We start from the raw sequence: 20,788 nt of genomic DNA, 5'->3' as shown, positions 1-20,788 counted from the left end.
GTTATAGAATAAACGCTGTGCAGTGATTGAAAACAGCTAATGACTCCCCCATTTAGTATTAATTGATGTTATTTATTTCTCTGCTCAGGAGCGTTATATGTCTAACCCATTGCTGCAAAACCATCTGCTGCCGCCATTTTCTGAGATCAAGCCGGAACATATTGAACCAGCCGTTGATCAGTTATTGGCCGATTGTCGTGCGGCCGTTGTGGAGGTGTTAGAGCATACCGATGCGCCCGATTGGAATAGTTTGGTGGTGCCGCTCGAGCAGAGCCATGATCGCTTAGCCAAAGCCTGGTCTCCGGTGTCGCATTTGAATGGCGTGTTAAACAGTGATGAACTGCGTGATGCTTATAATGCTTGCTTGCCTAAGCTGTCGCAGTTTTGGACCGAGATGGGGCAACATCAGGGGCTGTTTGAGGCTTATGAGGCATTGGCCCATAGTGCCGCTTATAGCGACTTAGATGATGCTCAACGTAAAGTGATTGATAACACGTTACGCGATTTTCGGTTATCGGGTATCGCGCTTGGCGCCGCCGACAAGCAGCGGTATGGCGAGTTACAACAGAAACTGTCTGAATTAACCACCAAGTTTTCTGAAAATGTGATGGATGCTACCGATGGGTGGAGCAAGCTGATTGTCGATGAGACTGAATTGGCGGGCTTGCCGGATAGTGCATTGGCGGCGGCGAAGCAGTTGGCCGAGGCGAAAGGTGAAACGGGTTGGCTGGTGACACTGGACTTCCCTTCTTATTTTGCGGTGATTACCTACGCGGATAACCGTGAGCTGCGTCGCGAGCTGTATGAGGCCTTTGCGACTCGGGCATCGGATCAGGGACCCAATGCCGGACAGTGGGATAACAGTAACATCATGACTGAGATTCTGGTGTTGCGAGCTGAATTGGCGCAACTGCTGGGGTTTGATAACTATGCAGCCTACAGTCTGGCGACCAAGATGGCCGATACACCGGAGCAGGTCGTTAGCTTCTTGAATGATCTTGCTCAGATGAGTAAGCCGCAAGCCGAAAAAGAATATCAAGAGCTACAGGACTTCGCCCTAGAGGAGTTTAGTGAGCCGGAGTTACAGTCCTGGGATCTTTCATACTACGGTGAAAAGTTAAAGCAGGCACGTTACGCTATTTCGCAAGAGGAGTTACGTCCCTACTTCCCGATGCCAAAGGTGCTGGAAGGGCTGTTTAACATTACCGGTAAACTGTTTGATATCCAAATTGAAGAAGTCACCGAGTTTGATCGTTGGCATCAAGATGCACGGTTGTTTAATGTTAGTCGTGGTGGCGAATTAATCGCGCGATTTTTCCTCGATCCGTTTGCCCGTGCGAAAAAACGTGGTGGTGCCTGGATGGATGATTGTCGTGTGCGGCGCATGGATCAGGGTATTTTGCAGCTACCGGTGGCTTATTTGGTGTGTAACTTCAATCCGCCGGTGGGCGATCAGCCCGCATTGTTAACCCATAACGAGGTAACCACCCTGTTCCACGAGTTTGGCCATGGTTTACACCATATGCTGACACGTATCGAATATGCGGATGTGAGCGGCATCAACGGGGTTGCTTGGGATGCCGTCGAGTTGCCCAGTCAGTTTTTAGAAAACTGGTGTTATGAACCCGAAGCGTTGGCGTTAATCTCAGGTCACTACCAAACCGGTGAAACCCTGCCGAAAGCGTTGCTGGAGAAGATGTTGGCGGCGAAAAACTTTCAGTCCGGCATGATGATGGTACGGCAGTTGGAGTTATCGCTGTTCGATTTTGAACTGCATCGTGAATATCAGGCAGGCGTGACACAGGTGCAAGCGGTCTTGGATCGTATTCGCAGTCAGGTGGCGGTCGTCACACCGCCGACATTTAATCGCTTTCAGCACAGCTTTAGTCATATTTTTGCGGGTGGTTATGCCGCCGGTTACTACAGCTATAAATGGGCTGAGGTGCTGTCCGCTGATGCGTTCTCTCGGTTTGAAGAGGACGGCGTGTTTAATCAAGCAACCGGGCAGTCATTTCGAGAGAATATTCTCGAGATGGGTGGTGCTAAAGAACCGATGGCGTTGTTTGTGGCCTTTCGGGGACGCGAGCCAAGCGTTGAGGCGTTGTTACGTCATTCAGGTATCAGCGCATAGCTGACGGTGATGACGGCTTATATCTCTCGCCGAAGATGATGCGCTTTAGGGTATAATGAATGGGCATGCTGCATGTATTGAGCATGTCTTTTGGTAAAAGCCTATTGAGAAGAATATGACAATCGTTAAACGTTTTATTGCTGGTGCTGTTTGCCCTCGTTGTGGCGAGATGGACACCCTGAAGATGTATCGTGAAGATGGTCGCGAATACCGTGAATGTGTGCGTTGTGATTTCACCGATTCGATCGCGCTAGATGGCTCTGATCAGCCTGAAGGTGAAATAGACACGCGAGTGAATCGGGGTGGTAAGGTTGAACTTGAGCCCGCGCAACCGCTTAATTTTGTGCCCAACCCGAGTACAACGAAGCATTAATGCACGCGTAAATTCCTCAGGAGATGGGTATGTGTCATCGCTGTGCTTGGGCAACATCCACCGAATTAGAACAACAGTATCATGATGAAGTCTGGGGTGTACCTCAGCGCGAGGATCAACAGCTGTTTGAGTTTCTGGTGCTGGAGGGGGCTCAGGCAGGCCTTAGTTGGCGCACCATTTTACAAAAGCAGGAAGGTTATCGGCGGCAGTATGAAGGCTTTAATCCTGCTACCGTGGCGGCCTTTTCAGCTGATAAAATTGAACAGATGTTGCTCGACCCCGGTATTGTACGTAATCGATTGAAGCTAGTGTCATCGATAAAAAACGCGCAGGTGTTGCTTGAACTAGCGGCTAAACACGGTAGTTTTGCTAACTATATCTGGCAGTTTGTCGATGGACAGCCGCTTCAGAATCGCTGGCGGCAGCCTGCCGAGGTGCCGGCTGAAACGCCGCAGTCCCGAACGATGAGTAAAGCATTGAAGCAAGCGGGTATGACATTTGTTGGCCCCACGATCTGTTATGCCTATATGCAGGCGACTGGTATGGTGAATGATCATGAAGTGGATTGCCTACGCTATCAGCCCTGTCGAGCGCTGGCGGAAAGCTTTTCACTGTAAGGCGCTGCTATTGCCGCGATAGCGAACACGATAGATAAGCCCGGCACGATCATCGGATATTAATAAGCTGCCATCACGATCGGTGAGAATATCTACCGGTCGTCCCCAAGCCCTTTCCCCATTAAGCCAACCGTCAATAAACACCTCTTGGCTGGGCGGCGTTACAGATGTATCCACTTTGATAACCCGATATCCGACCTTACGACTGCGGTTCCAAGAGCCGTGTTGTGCGATAAATAGGCTACTTTGATCGGTCTCTGGAAACTGATCGCCGTGATAAAACGTCATACCGAGGGGGGCGACATGGGCGCCGAGTTTTAACACGGGCGACTCGAAAGCGCTGAACGCTTGCTGCTGATAGAGTTTGGGATCGGGAATATCGCCGGCATGAATAAAAGGGTAGCCAAAATGCTGGCCAGGTTGGCTGAGTCGGTTGAGCTCATCATCTGGCTGATCATCCCCGAGATGATCGCGGCCGTTATCGCTAAACCAGAGTTCATCCGTCTTGGGGTGCCAAGCGAATCCAACCGAGTTGCGCACACCGTGAGCGACGATTGTCTGTGTTTTCGTGTTGAGGTTGATTTTCATGAGGGTGGCAAAGCGAGGGTCATCACTGAGGCAGCTATTACAAGGGGCTCCTAGGTTAAAGTACAGCTCGCCCTCTGGACCCAACTTAAGGTATTTCCAGCCATGATGACTGATATTGGGTAGCCGATCGGTGATCAACTCGGTGTTGGCCGCTGGAGGTGTAACGCGATCAGCATTATTTAAGCGTAAGATCTGCTTAACGGCCGCAATGTATAAGTCTCCGTCACGATAAGCGATACCACTGGGCATATTTAACCCCCGCAGCAAAACGTCTCGCTGCTCATAGACGCCATCTCCATCGGTATCACGAAGACGGTACACCTGTCCTGCTCGGCGGCTTCCGACAAACAGCGTTCCGGGTTCTCCTAAGGCCATTTGTCGGGCATTACTCGCTGCTGCGGCGACTGTTAGCTGATAGCCTTGAGGTAGCTTGAGACGATCGATTGGCTGTGCCGCCGTTGATGCTGAGAGGGCTAGGCAGAGTAACAGACGCGATAGATAGCTGATCGGATACATGATGATGTTAATCCCGAGGTGGTTTGAACTCCTTAAAGAAAACATAGCCGCCAGTCAGGCCTCTAGCCACAAATAGGCTTAAAAAAGCCAGCCAAAGACCGTTATTACCCCAGGGTTGCGAGACATACCATAAGGGAGCAAAGACGCCTAATACCGAGATTAGCATGGTGTTTTGCATCGCTTTCACGCGCGTGGTACCGACAAAAACACCATCGAGTAGATAACTCCAGACGGCGATCAGCGGCAGTATAATAACCCAAGCTAGATAGTCTGCAGCGGTTTGACGAATCGCCGGAATATCGGTGAGCAGCGCGATAATGAATTCACCGCCGAGCCAGAAAAACAGCGTCATCAATAACGCACTGACTAATGACCAGCTCAGACAGGCGGATATTATTCGGTGAAAACGGGGATTATCTTTAGCGCCATAATATTTACCACTGAGGGCTTCGGCGGCATGGGCAAAACCATCCAGTCCATTCGAGATAAGCATCACGAAATTGAGTAACACCGCATTCGCGGACAGAATCGTGGTGCCCTGCTTTGCTCCCTGTGAGGTAAAAAAGGCCATGGTGAGCAATAGCGCGAGGGTACGGACAAAAAGATAGCGATTGACGTTGATCAGGCGATAGTAATGACTGACGGATTTTAACTTCAACCAAGGGGTTGTGCCCGGCTGTCGTGCCTGCATACGAAACATAAAAAAGCAGCCGAGCATGAGGCTGGCATATTCTGAGATAACCGTAGCGAAGGCGACCCCGTCGGCATGCATCTCAAGGCCATACACGGCGATGATATCTAACACCATATTCAGGAGATTAGTGAAAACCAGAAGCATCAGAGGGATACGTGTGTTTTGATTGCCGAGAAACCAGCCGAGTAAGGTGTAATTAGCTAATACGGCGGGTGCACCGAAGATTCTAATATCTGCATAGAGCCGAGCCTCGACGGTGACCGAGGGTTCTGCATCGATCAGGTTAAGGGCGATCTCCAGTATGGGGTATTGTAAGATCAGCATGCATAGGCCGATAAGTCCCGCGACGATAAGTGACTGAGCTAATATCAGACGACTCTGATCATAGGCTTGGTTGCCTAATGCTTGCGCCGTCATCCCCGTTGTACCCATGCGTAGAAAGCCACATGACCAGTACAGAATCGTAAAGATCATCGCGCCGACGGCAACGGCGCCGAGGTATTTGGGATCGGGTAGATGACCGATAACCGCCGTATCGACAAGACCTAGCAGAGGCACGGTAATGTTAGACAGAATCATCGGCCAAGCCAGCGACCACACCTGTTGATGATCCTGCTTATGTGCCCGTTTTAGATAATGAATCATACCGCGCGACGTAGCGGTAATGAATATAACAGCAGAAACTGAATCAGGGCTGCGACCACCACCGACGGGCCAGCTGGAGTATCCAGTTGATAAGACGCATATAGCCCCAGCATGACAGAGATGACGCCCAGTAAACTGGCAATCATCGCCATCTGTTCCGGTGAGTTGGCGAGGCGTCTGGCGCTGGCCGCCGGAATGATTAGCAGGGATGTGATCAGCAGGATACCGACAACCTTCATGGCAATGGCAATCACTACACCAATCAAGAGCATCAACGCCAGTCGTATGCGCGCTACGGGTACCCCTTCAACCTGTGCCAGTTCTTCATTGATGGTGATGGCTAAGAGTGAATTCCAGAGTCGCCAGATGAGCAATAACACGATACAGCCGCCACCATAGATCCAGTAAAGATCGCTAGGCGAGATGGCTAACAAGTCGCCAAACAGATAATCCATTAGATCGACCCGCACATCATCGAGTAACGCGATGGCAACCAAGCCGAGGGATAAACTGCTATGCGCCATAATACCCAGCAGCGTGTCCGTAGCGACCAGATGTTGTCGTTGTAGGCTGACGAGAATCAGTGCTAAGAGTAGACAGCAGCACACCACGGCGAAGTTGACGTTAATGTCAAACAGGACGCCCATCGCGACGCCAAACAACGCGGAGTGCGCTAGGGTATCGCCGAAATAGGCCATCCGTCGCCACACCACAAATGCCCCGAGAGGGCCGGCAATCAGGGCAACACCGATACCGCCTAAGAGTGCAAAGAGAAGAAAATCAGGCATCAGTGATTGCCTCCACAGTGGCTCGAATGATTTTCACCGGGTATGTCTGCGATATCAGGTTGCGTGTTAATGTTGATGTTTTCACTGTGTTGATCATGCTGATTATGATGGTGACTATAAAGCGCTAGATTTTCTGCGCCGGGAACGCCGAACAGCTCAATATAGGATGGGTCGCTACTGACCTTGGCTGGGTGGCCGGAACAGCAGATATGATTATTAAGACAGATCACCTGATCGGTGGCCGCCATAACCAAGTGTAGATCGTGGGATATCATCAGTACCGCACAACCATACTGATCACGTATATGAGCGATAAGATTATACAGCTCTATCTGACCGTTGACATCGACGCCCTGTGCCGGTTCATCGAGCACCAGTAGTTCGGGCTTGCGGAGTAGCGAACGGGCAAGCATGACACGCTGAGTTTCGCCCCCCGAGAGACTGTGTACCGAGTGTTTCAGTAACATCTCTGCGCCAACCGCCTGCAGAGCCTCTAAGCGGTCTTGAGCGCTGGAAAACGCGGCGGTTTTGAGAAACCTCTCGACCGTTAGAGGAAAGGTCGAATCGATATGTAACTTTTGTGGCATATAACCGATCTGTAGACTCTCAGAACGATTGACCTCTCCCATACTCGGCGTTATCAATCCCAAAATAGCTTTGATTAAGGTGGTCTTACCCGCGCCGTTGGGGCCGATCAGGGTGGTGATCTCGCCTTGTTTTAGCTGCATGGAGACATTGCTAACAACACTGTTTTCGCCGTAGATAATACTCAGGTTGTTGACATCAACCAGACTCGTCGGGCTCATATGGACTCCTGGCAGTTGGGGCAGCGGCCCAAAATTTCGATTTGTTCCTGTTCGACAGAAAAGCCGGCAGCACTGGCGCAGTGCAGAATACTCCGTTGTAACTCTTGTGATTGCATTTCGGCAGTATTGCCACACTGAGAGCAGATCAGAAAGTAGCCGTGATGTTGCTGGCCGGGGTGAGTGCAGCCGATAAAACTATTGAGGGATGCCAAGCGGTGTACCAGCCCCTGTTCTTGAAGGAAATCTAAGGCGCGATAAACCGTGGGTGGGGCTGAATTAAAGCCGGCCTTGGCCAGCGCCGGTAAAAGATCATAGGCCCCCAGTGGTTTATGACTTTGCCAAATTAGATTTAACACCAATTCACGAATTTTAGTGAGCCGCTGACCATTGCTCTGACACACTTCATGGGCATGTTCGAGCGCCGTTTTAATGCAGTGGTTGTGGTCATGATTGGTTTGATAGGCAACGTTGGGGCTATTTTGTGACGCCATAAAAAATACCGGTTGATCTATTAATTGTTATATTATAACTTTGCGGCTTTTAAATGACAGCTCATTTCATAACTGGGATCTACCCTCATGGACTATTTTTTTCGTCGAGTGCATCGCTACGGTGTGTTTTTTTTATTCAGTTTGTTGGTTAGCTGGGTGCCTGCCCTACAAGCGCAGCCGATTAAGCTGCTCGCGAGTATTAAACCGATACAGTTGATTGCGGTTGATATGCTGGGGGATTTGGCTGACGTGGATGTGCTGTTACCGCCGGGTAGTTCGCCTCATCATTATTCCCTGAAACCCTCCTCTGTCGCCGATATTCATGAGGCTGATCTGTTTATTTGGGGAGGCGAAGGGCTTGAGTTGTTTTTAACCAAAACCGTTAGTCAACTTGAGCGCCCTGCCCTAGCATTGCTTGAGCCGAGTGAGCATGAGGAACATGCCGATGAGCATACGGGAGAGCACGAGCACGAAGATGATCATGATGCGACTCATGAGCATGAAGATGAGCATATGGGAGAGCACGAGCACGCTGACGAACATCATCATGATGGCGATCCACATTTCTGGATGACTCCGGAGCAAGCATTAGCGGCAGCGGATAAAATTAAAGATCGCTTAGTGACTCTGTATCCACAGCAAGCGGAGCTGTTTGAGCAGGCTTATCAAGACTTTGCTTCACGCTTGAACGAAACGGATCAGCAGTTGCAGCAACAGCTAAAACCGATTAGTGATGAAGGTTTTTATGTCTTTCATGATGCCTTTGGTGGATTTGTTGAACACTATCAGCTGAATCAGTTGGGTTATTTTACAGTTGATCCTGGCCGTAAACCCGGCGCACGTCGATTGGCTGAGATACGTGAGACGTTGGAAGCCAATAAAGGTCGTTGTGTTTTTGTGGAACCACAGTTTAAAGCGCCAGTCGTGGATAGCCTGACTCGAGGACTGGATATTCGGGTGGGTCGTTTGGATCCTCTTGCTATCGATATTCAGGTTGGCCGCGGCGGGTATAGCGATTACCTGAAATCGTTGGCTGCTAGCTTTGTCGGCTGTCTGTCGGCAGAATAAAAACCGAAAAACTGGCTTTAGGCCTTCACAAATCAAAAAGTCATCTTTATAATGCGCTCCTCTTTCGGAGCAGATGTGGTGGAATTGGTAGACACGCTAGCTTCAGGTGCTAGTGCTCGCAAGGGCGTGGGAGTTCGAGTCTCCCCATCTGCACCAACTATTTTCGATAGTTGAGTTCTGAAAGATAGGCTATGAACATAGCAAGAGGGCGCTCTTAAACGTGATAAGTTGATATGCAGATGTGGTGGAATTGGTAGACACGCTAGCTTCAGGTGCTAGTGCTCGAAAGGGCGTGGGAGTTCGAGTCTCCCCATCTGCACCAACTTATTATCTTTCCTGATTTATTCTTTAATTCATTTCTTCTTTTATATATTTCTTTTTTTCTTTTAATGCCCGCAAAATATTATTTTATTGTCTATGCCGTTAATTTAACGTCTATCTGTCTACCTTATGGTGCGGTTCGTTCTTCACCTCAGCCTACGAGAGGTGGGCTGTTTCCGACACAATAATTCTCTTGTAGGGTGGCGGTGAGCTTGCGAACCGCACCGATAACTACGGATACGAGAGAAACATTGCACTAGGCACGATTTACGTTTTCCGGTTTTCTTGCGTGGTTTGAGGAGTCGATTGCATCAACGGTGCGGTTCATACCTCACCTCTCCCTAGCGTTTTGACAGGCATAAAAAAAGGCCACATAAAGTGGCCCCAAAGGAGTCTCGTTTAGACCTAGACGGTCCCGAATGAACGAGTGCTGTTAAAACTCTTTTGCTGACGCTGTGGCTTTAAGCTTTTCAGCCAAACCTTTAAAGCGTCGAAACGCTCAGCAACATATTCGTTGCGAGCTTCGCGGCCTTGCGCGATGTAGTATGCTGTGTCAACGTGACCTAGGCTGTCGACTTTGAAAGTATGTTCGTTAGTATTCATATTATCACCAATATAATTCATTAAAGTGTCACCTTGGTGACTCGACTGTCCAGTTCCGAATATCGTTGAATATGAGGTTGTTTCGTTTCATATTCGCTATATGTCTTGTATTGCGGTTGGATCATCGCTGCATTGATAGTTATACTAAGGTAGTGGTGTTTAAATAACAAACGACAGTTTTTCAGCTTAAGTGTGAATTAATTTCACCTATTGAGGTGCTTATCAGACGCTTACCCCCTTTGAATGCTTTACGTAGTTTTGAGTCTGCCGCTCGGTTAGGCAGCTTTAATAAGGCTGCGGATGAGCTGTTTGTCACGCCTTCTGCTGTCAGTCATCAGATAAAATCGCTCGAGGAGTTTCTCGGGCTGAAGCTGTTTCAGCGTGAAAAGCGTCAGGTACAGATTACCGTGGCGGGCGAGAAATATTTAGTGGCGGTCTCTCATGCGTTGGATGAGTTGGATGCCGCTACGCGTCGCTTAATATCTGCCCCCAATACTAGCTCATTGACCTTTGAAGCCCCGCCGGCGTTTTTAAGCCGGTGGCTGATGCCGCGGATCAAAGATTTTCAGGCGCTTTATCCGGACGTCGAGCTGCGGTTGAGCACGGGAGCAGTCAACCGCATCGATTTTGATCATACCGATCTCGATATGGCGGTCTATTTTGGTGATCCTCCGGATGATGATGAGATTGAAGTTCATCTGGTGCATCGTTCGGTCGTGGTGCCGGTCTGTAGTCCGCGTAAGCAGGAAGAGCATCAGATTGAGACCATTGCCGATTTAAAAAAGCAGACGTTGATTCATGTGACTAGCCGACGCAATGAGTGGCAGCGCTTATTGCAGAAGGCGGGTGTCTCGATGACAGGTGAAGAGAAAGGGCTATCGTTTTCGAGTACGCAGTTGGCCCTCGGTGCGGCGCTGGAAGGATTGGGGATTGCCTTATCGGATAAGGCACTGATTACGCGAGAGTTGCAGTATGGGCAGCTGGTCGTGCCGGTGGATATTGAGCTATTAACAGGCCGTGCGTTTTATTTGGTATACCCTAAAGATCGTCAATTGACCTATGGGATGCGGATGTTTAGGGAATGGTTGTTAGAAGTGATGGAGTTGACGGAAGACGAGTTTTAAATAACGTTCGACTTAACAGCCCGACAAGGTTGTCGGGCTGTCGTTAATTGAGTCAGTGTCTCGTTGAGGGATTAGAAGCTGGTGGATAGCACTAGGTTAAGAGTGTCGGTTTCATCACCGGCATAATCTTCTTCTCTAACCAGCTCGACAATCAGTTCAGCATTTTCGTGCAGCTCACGGGAAGCGCCTAAGCTGACGCGTGATTCAGCAAATAGATTGTCACCACCATCGGTTAATAGTTCGGCATCGTCTGTTTTACTGTAGCCCAGTGATAGGTTACCAGGTGCGCCAAATACATTGGTTGCGTAATCTGCGCTGAGGTGCCAAGCCGTGACTTGTGGGCGCCCTGCTAGCTCTTCAAAGCTGTCGGTTTTTAGGTATTCAGCGGACAGTGCTAACGCATTGAGTTCATAGCTTAGGTTGATCCGTGCAGCGCTTACCTTTTCATCATCAGTTAGGCTATCGGCCTGGAATGGATCGGTATTACGGATATTATTAAGGTAGCCAACACCCATGACAAAACCGTTGTCGAATGCTAGGGCGGCGTTAAGGCCTAAGTTATCGACGTTACTTTCATCACTCTGTCCTTTAAACAGATAGCTTCCGGCACTGAATATACCCTGATCGAAGCCGATAAAGAGCAGGTCATCGGTGTTATCAGTTAGGTCGTCTGTGAGTGGATCTGACCAAGCATTACCGTTAATGACCGCGAAGGGTACCGCGGTACGACCTGCAATCAGTGACCAAGGGTTGCCTTCAGCGCTGATAGAGACGATCGCTTCATCGACAAAAAAATCCTGATCTTCGCCGTCATCTTCGTATTTCAGCGTGGTGGATAGCGCCATGTATTCATTCACAGCGGCTTCAACGGTTAATTCGACACTATCGACATCTAAATCGCTTTCACGGCTGTCGTCTGCCAATTTAGAGTCTGTCGCAAGGAATTCTGCACTACCACTGATGGTTATTGGGCTGACGCTGGCTTGTGCTACGGATTTTTTAACCGAGGCTTGTTCCGCCATGGTGTTGCTGAGTTGAGATTCAAGCTGAGCAATACGTTGCTTGAGCGCGCTAAGCTCTGTTGGTAGATCGTTTGCGTAAACAGAGGGAGCGACGCTGATGGAAGCCGCCATGAGAGAGACCAGTAGTGTTTTTTTCATGCTATTACCTTTATTTAGGGTGCAAAAAGCCCAGCCGCCGACAGACAGGTTGAGTCCAGATCTATCGGCAGTGGTCAGTATGGTAAGGGGCGGGCTACGTCCGCAGTTGTTGCTAAAAATTAAACGGTGGCTAGATGGTTATCCCAGGCTGTTTTGAGTGTTTGCGGCATCCGCTGGGTTTTTCCGGTTTGAATATTATGTTTCAGGCAGCGTCCAGTCCCCGCACTGATAATAAACTCGGCGGTATTGGCGGTTGCCGTCAGCCCGCAGCCATCTCGGCTTTTTATCGAGGAGATAAATTGTTGCTCCTGTATATCCCAAAATGAGATCAGATCCCCTCTCGGCGCAGAAATGGCGGCAAAACGGCCACTATGATCATACCGAGCACTACCACAATAGCCCTTCATCGCCATATTAATCGGCTCGGGTGCTTGCAGCAGTTGTAGTGGCTGATGGGGCTGATGAACGGCTACGAGGGGTGGGTTATGGCCAATATCACCTTGATACTGGAGGGCTATCACGGTGCTACCCTGTCGGTTAGTGTCGATGTGGCGGATGCTCAATTGATGCTGCTCGGTGGGCAACATCTGTTGCTCTAAACGCTCGCCGGTGTTGAGGTCTAAGCGAACCAGAGAGGGCTGCATGCTGTCGAGATTGAGCTTTTCACGGCCGCGATCGGGGCGCGTGAGTATGCCGCCGTTAGCCACGACTAAGACCGAACTGTTAGGCTGCTGAACCAGCTCATGAGGGCCGATACCGTGACTCGGGTAATCGGCTATCACGCGATAGTCGTCTGCCATTGAGCGAACCACGACTCTGCCCTGTGCAGTACTTATGTCGTTTTCGGTGGTGATTAACCAGCGACCATCTTCAGAAAAAATACTGTGACCGAAGAAATGCCGACCATCATCGGCCAAAATGCGTTTCACTAAGCGTTGCTGTTGATAATCGATAATATCGATAAAGCGGCCGGGGCGTCGCGCGGTGCAAGCCAATAGCGATTGTGTTGGGTGTGCCTCGGTATGGTGAGCCCGCCCCGGCAGGAGGTGATCGAATATTACCTCGCCCAGCTCGCTCATCACATAGAGATGATAATCACCTGAGCGATCTTTCGCCGCCGAGGCGAACAGCGGTTTTATCGTTGCCGCGTCAATGCCCGCCAGCGCTGAGACTGGTAAGAGTGAGGGTAATACTAGCGCGCTACCGAGTAGTTGGCAGAAACGCCGACGATTAGTCTCCATCACGGCTATTGAATCCTAGTTGAATATCGAGTGTTTGCATGGCGGCATTCAGCTCCTGATCCAGCTGTTTTAAAGCGGCGCTGATCTGTTGTAACTGAACCACGGTTTCAGGTTGGTATAGGCTGGTGGTGAAAGGCCCAGAGACGTTTTTCATTTGTGTCACGAGTTCATTGAAGAGGGCGCTGATTTTGTCGGCTTGTGCTGCAGCCCCTTGTTGACGTAACAGCAAATCAACACTGTTTTCATTACCCGAGTAGAGGTTCTGAAGGCTGACTATATTCAGTTGGATATTCCGCACTGAGCGTTCACTGCGCCAAGACTCGCTCCGGCGAGGGCGTACCTTCTCAGCATCCGCTAATGGTCTAAGGATCTTCTGATCCCGAATGGCTTCAACCGGTTCGACCAACGATTTCATCATACTGACAGCGGCTTCTTGATGATCATCGTAGTAGCTTTCTTCACTACCGGCCTGTAACACTGAGGCGCTATATTCTTGCTGCCATTCGGAGACTGTCGCTGCGCTGTTTTCGGCGATATAGGCGGCAATCGTGTGAGTTAGTTGACAGCGATAACTGTTGTTGTCTAACTCATCGAGTTGACCGGTAAAGAGCAAGCGCTCGAGCGCCGGTAACCCTTTAACACCGATACTGGCCTTATACAGTGCAGCGGTTTCCAAGGTGTCCGGGTTTTGTTGTTCAAGTAGTATATTGAGCTGTTTACCGATCAGGTTTTTCTTATCAGGCCAAAACTGCATGCTGAAATTACGCATCAGGTTTTCAATTGGACCAAATTGAATATGTTGCACACTTTGCCAATCATCCATGGTGTGATGAAACGCTTGTTGCGCCGCATCTAAGTGAGCTTGATCAGGCTGCTGACACAGTTGCGCGGTGCTGCTAGCGAGTGCTGCACTGCTATCCGCGAGATGTTGATATCGGGGGATAATATGCTCGCTAACGAGGCTTTGGTTATGGTTTTTCCACTGCAGCTCTGACGGTGCTGCATGAAGCACACCACTGAGGGTCAACAGTGCTGCAGCGCCTAGTAATGTTGGCCACAATGGAGATGAGGCTTGTTTCATAATGACTCCAAGAATGTAATCAGCGCGTTGCGCTCTGATGTTGCTAAATTAATGACCTGCTGACGGGCGGCGCTGGCCTCACCGCCGTGCCAAAGAATCGCTTCGAGTAGCGTTCGGGCACGACCATCATGCAGTAGAAAACGATGACCATTGACAGTTTCGGTAAGACCAAGCCCCCATAGTGGCGGGGTTTTCCATTCTCGCCCCGAGGCTTTATATTCGGGGCGGTGATCGGCTAGGCCTTCACCCATATCATGTAATAGTAGGTCGGTGTATGGCCAGATGAGCTGTGCTGATTGTTCAGTCAGATCAGCACGATGGCTTGTTTTAAAACTGGGTTGATGACAGCCGCTGCAACCACTGCGCTGAAAAATCGCTTTTCCTTGCAACACCTCGGGCTGTTTGGCCGCAGGCCGCATCGGTGGGGCTAAGTTACGGGTATAGAATATCAGTTGCTTGACCAACTCTTCGGACGCTTCGCTATTGTCCTGTAAGGGGGTAATACCATCGGCTTGGCTGAGGCAGCGGGTTTGATGCAGGGTGCAATCACCGAAGGCCGATGGTCGATAAGGCGTGGCAATACCGATATCACTGCTCAAGGCGCTAACGGTTTGTTGTAGTACGCTTGGGCTCCCCGCTTTCCAACCGAATCGACCAATAACCCGTTGGTTTTGCTGATCATCCCAGACCCAGTTAGGGCGTCCAGAAATACCATCATCGTTGATATCATCAGGATCGCTAAGCGCGAGGATGGCACCATCGGGAATCGCTTCTAATAGACCTAATCCAAGCATGGGTGGTGCTATTCTGGGTGACAACATCACCTGCGGATGTAGCGGACCGTATTTTAGTGCATCGATGCTGTAGGTGGGTTTGCGTAGATTCACCGAAACGCCATCTGTTAGGGTGATCGTGCTTTCGCTATAGCGAATCTGCATATGCCCTTCGGCATCGAGGCCGTTAATGGCTCGATTTTGTAGTTGCTCGCCATAGGTAGGTTCGGCAACCACACCGAGCTCACCACTGGCTAGCTGCTGTCGCTGTGAGTCATTTTGTGGCGGAATACTGAGACGTAGAAACAGTGATACCGCCTGCTCTTGCGGCCAGTTGGCGTTGGGCGGCTTGCCTCGCCCGTCACGTTGATGACACTGATCACAGGAGCGAGCATTGTAGAGTGGACCAAGACCGTCACTGGCGGTGGTGGATGACGGGGATGGCACCCAGATTTTATCGAACAGACTATCGCCGAGACCGAAGTTGAAACGATTAGCGAAGCTCATGTTCGCCGATGGCTGGCTAAAGGCATTGCGATCATGAGGCTTGCTATGGCTAGTATCCCCTCCGGGACGTTCCTCTCCTTGGGTATAACCCGTCGCATGATCAGCTGACTCGCTAGCGCGTGCCTGCAGCGCTATGCAAGCGCTGATCAGCACCGCGATGGCGAGGCTGATCTCAAGGGTTAGACGTCGAGGAAAGGCTGTCCGCATGGACTTATTCCATCACCTTTTCTGGGCTATCCAAGCTATCAGACCCTGCCAATTGAATATTATCGAGGTCTAGCACCGCGATAATGTTTTCAATCGCTTGAGTCTCATCGGTCAGTGAATCAACGAAGCGTTGTACGATTTGATTCCCTTGTGGATTATTTTCACCGATCAAGACATCAAATGTTTGCCCGCGGCCCGCGGCATCGACCATCGCTTGAGCGGCGGCTTCGGTGGCGATCAGCTTGTTGTGCATATTTTGATCGGCAACGGCGGCTTTAGCGGCGACAAAGTCTGATAGGCTTGGGCCGGAGACGACAGAGCCATCGATGCGAGAATATTCACCCTGATAAACATTGCGAATGCCCTTGGCATCATAGAAGTGTGACCAGTGAGTATTATCAGAAAAGCAATCATGCTCCTCTTCTGGATCGTGTAGCATCAAACCTAATTTAGTACGTTCCCCTGCCAGTTCGCCGTAAGCGAGACTGCCGATACCGGTTAGAATCGTTGCAATTGCAGCGTTGTCTTCTTTCGCGGTGAGTTCCTGACGGGCAGCGCCATCGTCTTGCCAGTTGCCGACCATCTCTTGCAGATCGGTAATCAATAACTGAGTGGCGGCCTGTAGGTAGTCACGACGTCGATCACAGTGTCCTCCGGTGCAGTTGTCTAGGCTGAAATCTGTTGCGGGACGATTACCTGCGCCAGAGTTAGTGCCGTTTAGATCCTGTCCCCATAAAAGAAACTCAATCGCATGGTAACCACTGGCTACGTTGGCTTCGATATCATCGGCCTCGTGAAGTACTTCGGCGATGAAATGTGGCGTGATATCGGTAGCATCAATTTCAACACCCGCGACACGTAATGAGGTATTCGCGATGACGTTAGCACGATATTGTTCGTTTTCATCGGATTCGGTGCCATATTTGCCGGTATCGACATAGTCGATGAGACCTTCATCGAGCGGCCAAGCATTAACTCGTCCTTCCCAGTCATCGACGATACTGTTTCCGAAGCGAAAGGCTTCCGACTGTTGATAAGGGACGCGGGCGGCAATCCAGGCATGACGGGCTTGCTCTAGATTAACGGGTGTTGGGTTTTGTAACAGAGTATTGATGCTTTGTTGCAGGTGTTGGGCACTGAATAACGCGTCTTCATAAGTCGCTAACGCTATATTTGCATAGTTATTGATAATGGCCGTTGGTGCCGGTGCTGAGGAAAAAGCGATTGGGGAATACAGAGTCCCAGCGAGAATAGTGGCAGAAATAAAAGATTTGAGTTGCATAAGGTTACTCCGTTACGTGATGTGGAGATGCTAATGCAAATAAGAATGATTCGCAATATAGAATTTTATTTAGACGAGCTATAACGAAAAAAAGACGCAAAAAAGCCGGTTTAGACCGGCTTTAGCTGTGAAGTGTTAGATCAAGCAAAGTACTGTTCTAACTCATCGGCACCGCCAATACATTGGCCATCGATAAAGACTTGCGGTGTAGTTCCCTGACCACTGATCGCGGCCAGTGAACTGTAGCTTAGGCCGTGGCTACCGAGTTGAACTTCTTCATAGTGGAAGCCTTGTTCTTGCAGCAGTTTTTTCGCACGGATACAGTGTGGGCAGCCAGGCTTAGTTAGTACGCTTACCCGTTTAGGTTGCTCTGCATTCGGGTTGATGTAGTTAAGCATCGTATCGGCATCGGACACGGTGAACGGGTCACCCGGCAGGTCAGGTTCGATAAACTGTTTTTCGACAACGCCATCAACCACTAACATCGAATAGCGCCAGCTGCGTTTACCAAAGCCGATATCATCTTTATCCACCAGCATATCCATACCGGCGGCAAACTCGCCGTTGCCGTCGGGAATAAAGGTAATATTTTCAGCGCCTTGATCTGCCTGCCAAGCATTCATGACAAAGGTATCGTTGACCGAGATACAGATGATGCTGTCGACCCCCTGTTGCTTAAATACCGGTAGCAACTCGTTATAGCGCGGTAAGTGAGTGGTCGAACAGGTAGGCGTGAAGGCGCCGGGTAGAGCAAATAGAATGACCTTCTTACCGGCGAATAATTCGTCAGTTGTTACATCAACCCACTGATTATTTTGCTGTGTGTGAAAGGTGACCTGAGGGACTGCCTGACCTTCTTTGTTGGATAGCATCGGTTTGATTCCTTTAATGCAGTAGTTATTTTCAATAGGATCATCATGCCAAAAAGCTTTATGTAGTTAAAATTAATTAATTTAAGCATGACGATAGCTAAAAACTAAAAATGTTTCTGTGATGAATCATAATGGAACATAACATAAGTTTAATACGGGTTATCTTTTGTCATATTGATTTGCTCGCCGAAGGTTTGAACAGTCGTAATCGATTGGCATTGCTAACCACGGTGACCGATGAAAAGGCCATAGCGGCCCCTGCGATCACAGGGCTGAGTAGCATACCGCTGAAAGGGAATAAAATACCGGCGGCGATGGGAATGCCTAAGCTGTTGTAAATAAAAGCGCCGAATAGATTTTGACGGATATTCGTCAAGGTAGCACGGGATAACTCAATGGCATCGGCTACGGAGTGAAGGCTGTTGCGCAGCAATACTACGTCGGCGCTCTCAATCGCGACATCGGTGCCGTTGCCGATAGCAAATCCCACATCGGCTTGCGCCAGTGCCGGCGCGTCGTTGATACCATCACCACACATGCCGACGCAATTACCTGCCTGTTGATATTTTTTTAGTTGCAACGCTTTATCGGAGGGCAGCACATCGGCTATAAAGTTATCCACACCCGCTTGTCGAGCAACGGCTACCGCCGTATTGGCGTTATCCCCAGTGATCATGATCACATTTATGCCGGCTTTTTTCAGTCGAGTGATAGCGCTTAAAGAGTCCGGTCTGATGGGATCGGCAATTGCAATGATACCCGCGATACAACCATCGATCGCGACATAGACGGGCGTTTTCGCTTGCTCTGATAAACGCTCGGCGGATGTAACAAAATAGGAGTTATCAACAGCTTGTTCCAGCATAAACGCATGGTTGCCTAAGGCAATGCTCGCGCCGTTGATCTCAGCGGTGGCACCGAGCCCTGTGAATGCTTTAAAGTTATCCACAGGCAGTAATGGGGTTTGCTGTGCCTTGGCATAGCGAACGATCGCCTCGCCCAAGGGGTGTTCTGATGCGGCTTCTAATGATGCGGCTAGTGATAAGAGATCACTTCGATCGCTGAGTATATCCGTGACGCGAGGCGAGCCTTCGGTGATGGTGCCGGTTTTATCCAGCACCAGAGTATTCAGCTGAGAAGCGCTCTGCAGAGCCTGACCGTTGCGGATGAGAATACCGTATTCGGCGGCCTTCCCTACCCCGACCATGACCGACATCGGCGTCGCCAAACCCAAAGCACAGGGACAGGCGATAATGAGCACAGTCATCGAGGTGACCAACATATAGGCTAGAGGAGGTTGTGGGCCCCAGATATACCAAATAATTGCGGTGGCGAGGCTACAGAGTATCACCACCGGCACAAAGATCGATGCCACGGTGTCTGCGAGTCGAGATATTGCTGGTTTACTCGCCTGAGCCTGTTTAACCATCTCAATAATGCGGCTTAAGGCGGTATCGCTGCCGACTTTCTCTGCCATGACGATTAATGCCCCCGATTTGTTGAGTGTGCCGGCGCTGATCCGATCGCCGCTGACTTTGCTGACCGGTAGCGGTTCACCACTGAGCATGGATTCATCGATTAGGCTACTGCCCTCCTCTACAATGGCATCGACGGGAATCTGTTCGCCGGGACGGATACGCAGTCGGTCGCCACTTTCAATCAGTTCTAACGGTAGATCCATCTCTTTTTCGTGACGGATAACCCGAGCCGTTTTGGGCTGTAGGCTGAGTAGCCGTTCGACCGCTTCAGAGGTTTTGCCGCGGGCGCGTATTTCCATCGCTAAGCCGAAATTGATCAGACCAATTATCATGGCACTGGCTTCGTAATACAGGTGACGTGAACCCTCTGGAAACATTTCGGGTAGCAACACCACGGCGGTTGAGAATAACCAAGCAGAACCCGTGCCTAGTGCGATCAGGCTATCCATGGTGGCCGAGGCGTTTTTCAGGGAGAGCCACGCGCCAGTAAAGAAATGGCGGCCGGGGAACAGTAAAATCATGAGTGTTAATAGCCCGACAACGCCCCAAATCAGTTGATCTTGCGGTGTTCGGACACTCATTTCATCCATTAGCAAACCGGCGATCATTAGCGGAACCCCGAGCCCCAATGCCAACAGCGTATTGCGGATATACTGCTTATATTGCGCCGCTTGTTGAACTTTTTGACGCGCTCTATCATCTGCATCATTGCTGGCGAGTCGGCCTCGATAGCCGATTTCAGACAGTACTTCGATGAGTTGCGGGGCGCGGATATTGCCTTCGACATTTAGGCGGCGCTGAGGGAAATCGACGCTGGCTTGTTCGACGTTGGGCAGTGCGTTGATGGCCGTTTCAATTTTTTTAACGCACCCGGCACAGGTGACGTTCTCTAATAACAGTGTGGTGGTCATGAGGTGCTCCCATCATTGGGTTTATCTCATCATAGGTTAGTGCTTCCAGTCACTGTAAGGTCAAGCAAGCGTTGCATTTTTGATAAGAACGCGCGAATCTGTATTTTAAATTCATGATATCTGGATAAACACCGGTCTGTATTGATGATCTATCGAGCGTTCATAATTCTGCTGTTCAGTGTGCTGGTCTTTAATCAGACGGGCTTAACGGCGTCTGTGTGGATGGTCGCTGAAGCATCGGCGGATTGTCATATGTTTACTGAGATGGATGGGCAAGGCCGCCACGATGAACAAGGTTGTGGCATGCATGAGCAGAGCTGTTGTGAACCACTGTCACACTGCTGTGGTGCATTTTCGGCCGCAGTGTTTGTTTTGCCCACTGAACTACCTCGCTGTATGACCGCGGTGCCTGTTTGGGCACCAGAGGTCTACTTCTCCGCTATTTCTCCTCCGCCCTACCATCCTCCCCGCGCGATGCTTTTACCTGCTTGATATACCGTCAGGTTAATCG

Annotated in this window: 19 protein-coding genes and 2 tRNA genes; 8 read left to right on the top strand and 13 right to left on the bottom strand. The window is 50.1% G+C overall.

What is annotated here, in order from left to right; translation table 11 throughout:
• The first annotated feature begins 97 nt into the window (after window positions 1-97).
• From prlC to Q4488_RS02990, 3 genes are all read left to right on the top strand, one after another.
• Window positions 98-2,131, top strand: a complete 2,034-nt coding sequence (gene prlC / locus Q4488_RS03000) for an oligopeptidase A (protein WP_303578977.1) — start codon at window positions 98-100, stop codon at window positions 2,129-2,131.
• Between the two features lie 115 nt (window positions 2,132-2,246).
• The gene (locus tag Q4488_RS02995) at window positions 2,247-2,504 is read left to right on the top strand and encodes a YheV family putative zinc ribbon protein (protein WP_303578976.1); all 258 of its coding nucleotides are present in this window, start codon (window positions 2,247-2,249) and stop codon (window positions 2,502-2,504) included.
• A gap of 29 nt (window positions 2,505-2,533) precedes the next feature.
• Window positions 2,534-3,121 carry a DNA-3-methyladenine glycosylase I gene (locus Q4488_RS02990; RefSeq protein WP_303578975.1) on the top strand — a complete coding sequence of 196 codons (588 nt, stop codon included), beginning with the start codon at window positions 2,534-2,536 and terminating at the stop codon, window positions 3,119-3,121.
• On the opposite strand, the gene Q4488_RS02985 is transcribed toward Q4488_RS02990, so the two are convergent.
• From Q4488_RS02985 to Q4488_RS02965, 5 genes are read right to left on the bottom strand one after another with little or no spacing between them, the layout of a single operon-like run.
• Window positions 3,113-4,225 carry a sorbosone dehydrogenase family protein gene (locus tag Q4488_RS02985; protein WP_303578974.1) on the bottom strand — a complete coding sequence of 371 codons (1,113 nt, stop codon included), beginning with the start codon at window positions 4,223-4,225 and terminating at the stop codon, window positions 3,113-3,115. The genes Q4488_RS02990 and Q4488_RS02985 overlap by 9 nt on opposite strands.
• A 7-nt stretch (window positions 4,226-4,232) precedes the next feature.
• On the bottom strand, window positions 4,233-5,564 hold the full coding sequence (locus tag Q4488_RS02980; RefSeq protein ID WP_303578973.1) for an MATE family efflux transporter: 1,332 nt from the start codon (window positions 5,562-5,564) through the stop codon (window positions 4,233-4,235).
• The gene (znuB, locus tag Q4488_RS02975; RefSeq protein ID WP_303578972.1) at window positions 5,561-6,352 is read right to left on the bottom strand and encodes a zinc ABC transporter permease subunit ZnuB; all 792 of its coding nucleotides are present in this window, start codon (window positions 6,350-6,352) and stop codon (window positions 5,561-5,563) included. Before znuB ends, Q4488_RS02980 begins: the two co-directional genes overlap by 4 nt.
• Window positions 6,352-7,158, bottom strand: coding sequence for a zinc ABC transporter ATP-binding protein ZnuC (gene znuC, locus Q4488_RS02970; RefSeq protein WP_303578971.1), 807 nt, complete (start codon window positions 7,156-7,158; stop codon window positions 6,352-6,354). Before znuC ends, znuB begins: the two co-directional genes overlap by 1 nt.
• Entirely contained in the window at window positions 7,155-7,649 is a 495-nt protein-coding gene (locus Q4488_RS02965) for a Fur family transcriptional regulator (protein ID WP_303578970.1), read from the bottom strand. Before Q4488_RS02965 ends, znuC begins: the two co-directional genes overlap by 4 nt.
• 87 nt (window positions 7,650-7,736) lie before the next feature.
• Between Q4488_RS02965 and znuA the strand changes: the two genes are divergently transcribed.
• From znuA to Q4488_RS02950, 3 genes are all read left to right on the top strand, one after another.
• Window positions 7,737-8,717: a zinc ABC transporter substrate-binding protein ZnuA gene (gene znuA / locus Q4488_RS02960; RefSeq protein ID WP_303578969.1), complete on the top strand. Its 981-nt coding sequence runs from the start codon at window positions 7,737-7,739 to the stop codon at window positions 8,715-8,717.
• 69 nt (window positions 8,718-8,786) lie between these two features.
• A tRNA-Leu gene (locus Q4488_RS02955) sits at window positions 8,787-8,873 on the top strand.
• Between the two features lie 79 nt (window positions 8,874-8,952).
• Window positions 8,953-9,039, top strand: a tRNA-Leu gene (locus Q4488_RS02950).
• A gap of 404 nt (window positions 9,040-9,443) precedes the next feature.
• Here the strand turns inward: Q4488_RS02950 and Q4488_RS02945 are convergent.
• The gene (locus tag Q4488_RS02945; RefSeq protein WP_303578968.1) at window positions 9,444-9,662 is read right to left on the bottom strand and encodes an RSP_7527 family protein; all 219 of its coding nucleotides are present in this window, start codon (window positions 9,660-9,662) and stop codon (window positions 9,444-9,446) included.
• A 194-nt stretch (window positions 9,663-9,856) separates the two neighbouring features.
• On the opposite strand from Q4488_RS02945, the gene gcvA reads away from it, so the two are divergent.
• Window positions 9,857-10,765 (top strand): transcriptional regulator GcvA, encoded by a 909-nt coding sequence (gcvA, locus tag Q4488_RS02940; protein WP_303578967.1) that lies wholly within the window; start codon window positions 9,857-9,859, stop codon window positions 10,763-10,765.
• 71 nt (window positions 10,766-10,836) lie between these two features.
• Here the strand turns inward: gcvA and Q4488_RS02935 are convergent, their stop codons facing one another.
• The 7 genes from Q4488_RS02935 to Q4488_RS02905 all read right to left on the bottom strand — a co-directional run bounded on the left by Q4488_RS02935 (window position 10,837) and on the right by Q4488_RS02905 (window position 20,277).
• Entirely contained in the window at window positions 10,837-11,925 is a 1,089-nt protein-coding gene (locus Q4488_RS02935) for an LbtU family siderophore porin (RefSeq protein WP_303578966.1), read from the bottom strand.
• A 119-nt stretch (window positions 11,926-12,044) separates the two neighbouring features.
• Entirely contained in the window at window positions 12,045-13,166 is a 1,122-nt protein-coding gene (locus Q4488_RS02930) for a DUF1513 domain-containing protein (protein ID WP_303579083.1), read from the bottom strand.
• Window positions 13,156-14,247, bottom strand: coding sequence for an imelysin family protein (locus Q4488_RS02925; RefSeq protein ID WP_303578965.1), 1,092 nt, complete (start codon window positions 14,245-14,247; stop codon window positions 13,156-13,158). The genes Q4488_RS02930 and Q4488_RS02925 overlap by 11 nt, the downstream gene beginning before the upstream one ends.
• Entirely contained in the window at window positions 14,244-15,734 is a 1,491-nt protein-coding gene (locus Q4488_RS02920; protein ID WP_303578964.1) for a di-heme oxidoredictase family protein, read from the bottom strand. The genes Q4488_RS02925 and Q4488_RS02920 overlap by 4 nt, the downstream gene beginning before the upstream one ends.
• Window positions 15,735-15,738: 4 nt before the next feature.
• Window positions 15,739-17,016, bottom strand: a complete 1,278-nt coding sequence (locus Q4488_RS02915) for an imelysin family protein (protein ID WP_303578963.1) — start codon at window positions 17,014-17,016, stop codon at window positions 15,739-15,741.
• A gap of 140 nt (window positions 17,017-17,156) precedes the next feature.
• Window positions 17,157-17,888, bottom strand: a complete 732-nt coding sequence (locus Q4488_RS02910) for a glutathione peroxidase (protein ID WP_303578962.1) — start codon at window positions 17,886-17,888, stop codon at window positions 17,157-17,159.
• A 169-nt stretch (window positions 17,889-18,057) separates the two neighbouring features.
• Window positions 18,058-20,277, bottom strand: coding sequence for a heavy metal translocating P-type ATPase (locus tag Q4488_RS02905; protein WP_303578961.1), 2,220 nt, complete (start codon window positions 20,275-20,277; stop codon window positions 18,058-18,060).
• Between the two features lie 144 nt (window positions 20,278-20,421).
• On the opposite strand from Q4488_RS02905, the gene Q4488_RS02900 reads away from it, so the two are divergent.
• Window positions 20,422-20,769, top strand: a complete 348-nt coding sequence (locus Q4488_RS02900; protein WP_303578960.1) for a hypothetical protein — start codon at window positions 20,422-20,424, stop codon at window positions 20,767-20,769.
• Window positions 20,770-20,788 lie beyond the last annotated feature (19 nt).

Source organism: Amphritea sp. 1_MG-2023 (assembly GCF_030547545.1).
Lineage (GTDB): Bacteria > Pseudomonadota > Gammaproteobacteria > Pseudomonadales > Balneatricaceae > Amphritea.
Note: the sequence above shows the minus strand (reverse complement) of the source record. Positions and strands in the feature narration are given on the sequence as shown.

Bases quoted from the DNA above. Each gene is read 5' to 3' on its own strand.
- Q4488_RS02900 (WP_303578960.1), top strand. From the start codon at position 20,422: ATGATCTATCGAGCGTTCATAATTCTGCTGTTCAGTGTGCTGGTCTTT.
- Q4488_RS02920 (WP_303578964.1), bottom strand. From the start codon at position 15,734: ATGCGGACAGCCTTTCCTCGACGTCTAACCCTTGAGATCAGCCTCGCC.
- znuA (WP_303578969.1), top strand. From the start codon at position 7,737: ATGGACTATTTTTTTCGTCGAGTGCATCGCTACGGTGTGTTTTTTTTA.
- Q4488_RS02905 (WP_303578961.1), bottom strand. From the start codon at position 20,277: ATGACCACCACACTGTTATTAGAGAACGTCACCTGTGCCGGGTGCGTT.
- Q4488_RS02925 (WP_303578965.1), bottom strand. From the start codon at position 14,247: ATGAAACAAGCCTCATCTCCATTGTGGCCAACATTACTAGGCGCTGCA.
- znuB (WP_303578972.1), bottom strand. From the start codon at position 6,352: ATGCCTGATTTTCTTCTCTTTGCACTCTTAGGCGGTATCGGTGTTGCC.
- Q4488_RS02945 (WP_303578968.1), bottom strand. From the start codon at position 9,662: ATGAATTATATTGGTGATAATATGAATACTAACGAACATACTTTCAAA.
- prlC (WP_303578977.1), top strand. From the start codon at position 98: ATGTCTAACCCATTGCTGCAAAACCATCTGCTGCCGCCATTTTCTGAG.
- Q4488_RS02995 (WP_303578976.1), top strand. From the start codon at position 2,247: ATGACAATCGTTAAACGTTTTATTGCTGGTGCTGTTTGCCCTCGTTGT.
- Q4488_RS02990 (WP_303578975.1), top strand. From the start codon at position 2,534: ATGTGTCATCGCTGTGCTTGGGCAACATCCACCGAATTAGAACAACAG.
- Q4488_RS02985 (WP_303578974.1), bottom strand. From the start codon at position 4,225: ATGTATCCGATCAGCTATCTATCGCGTCTGTTACTCTGCCTAGCCCTC.
- Q4488_RS02930 (WP_303579083.1), bottom strand. From the start codon at position 13,166: ATGGAGACTAATCGTCGGCGTTTCTGCCAACTACTCGGTAGCGCGCTA.
- Q4488_RS02910 (WP_303578962.1), bottom strand. From the start codon at position 17,888: ATGCTATCCAACAAAGAAGGTCAGGCAGTCCCTCAGGTCACCTTTCAC.
- Q4488_RS02935 (WP_303578966.1), bottom strand. From the start codon at position 11,925: ATGAAAAAAACACTACTGGTCTCTCTCATGGCGGCTTCCATCAGCGTC.
- znuC (WP_303578971.1), bottom strand. From the start codon at position 7,158: ATGAGCCCGACGAGTCTGGTTGATGTCAACAACCTGAGTATTATCTAC.
- Q4488_RS02965 (WP_303578970.1), bottom strand. From the start codon at position 7,649: ATGGCGTCACAAAATAGCCCCAACGTTGCCTATCAAACCAATCATGAC.
- Q4488_RS02915 (WP_303578963.1), bottom strand. From the start codon at position 17,016: ATGCAACTCAAATCTTTTATTTCTGCCACTATTCTCGCTGGGACTCTG.
- Q4488_RS02980 (WP_303578973.1), bottom strand. From the start codon at position 5,564: ATGATTCATTATCTAAAACGGGCACATAAGCAGGATCATCAACAGGTG.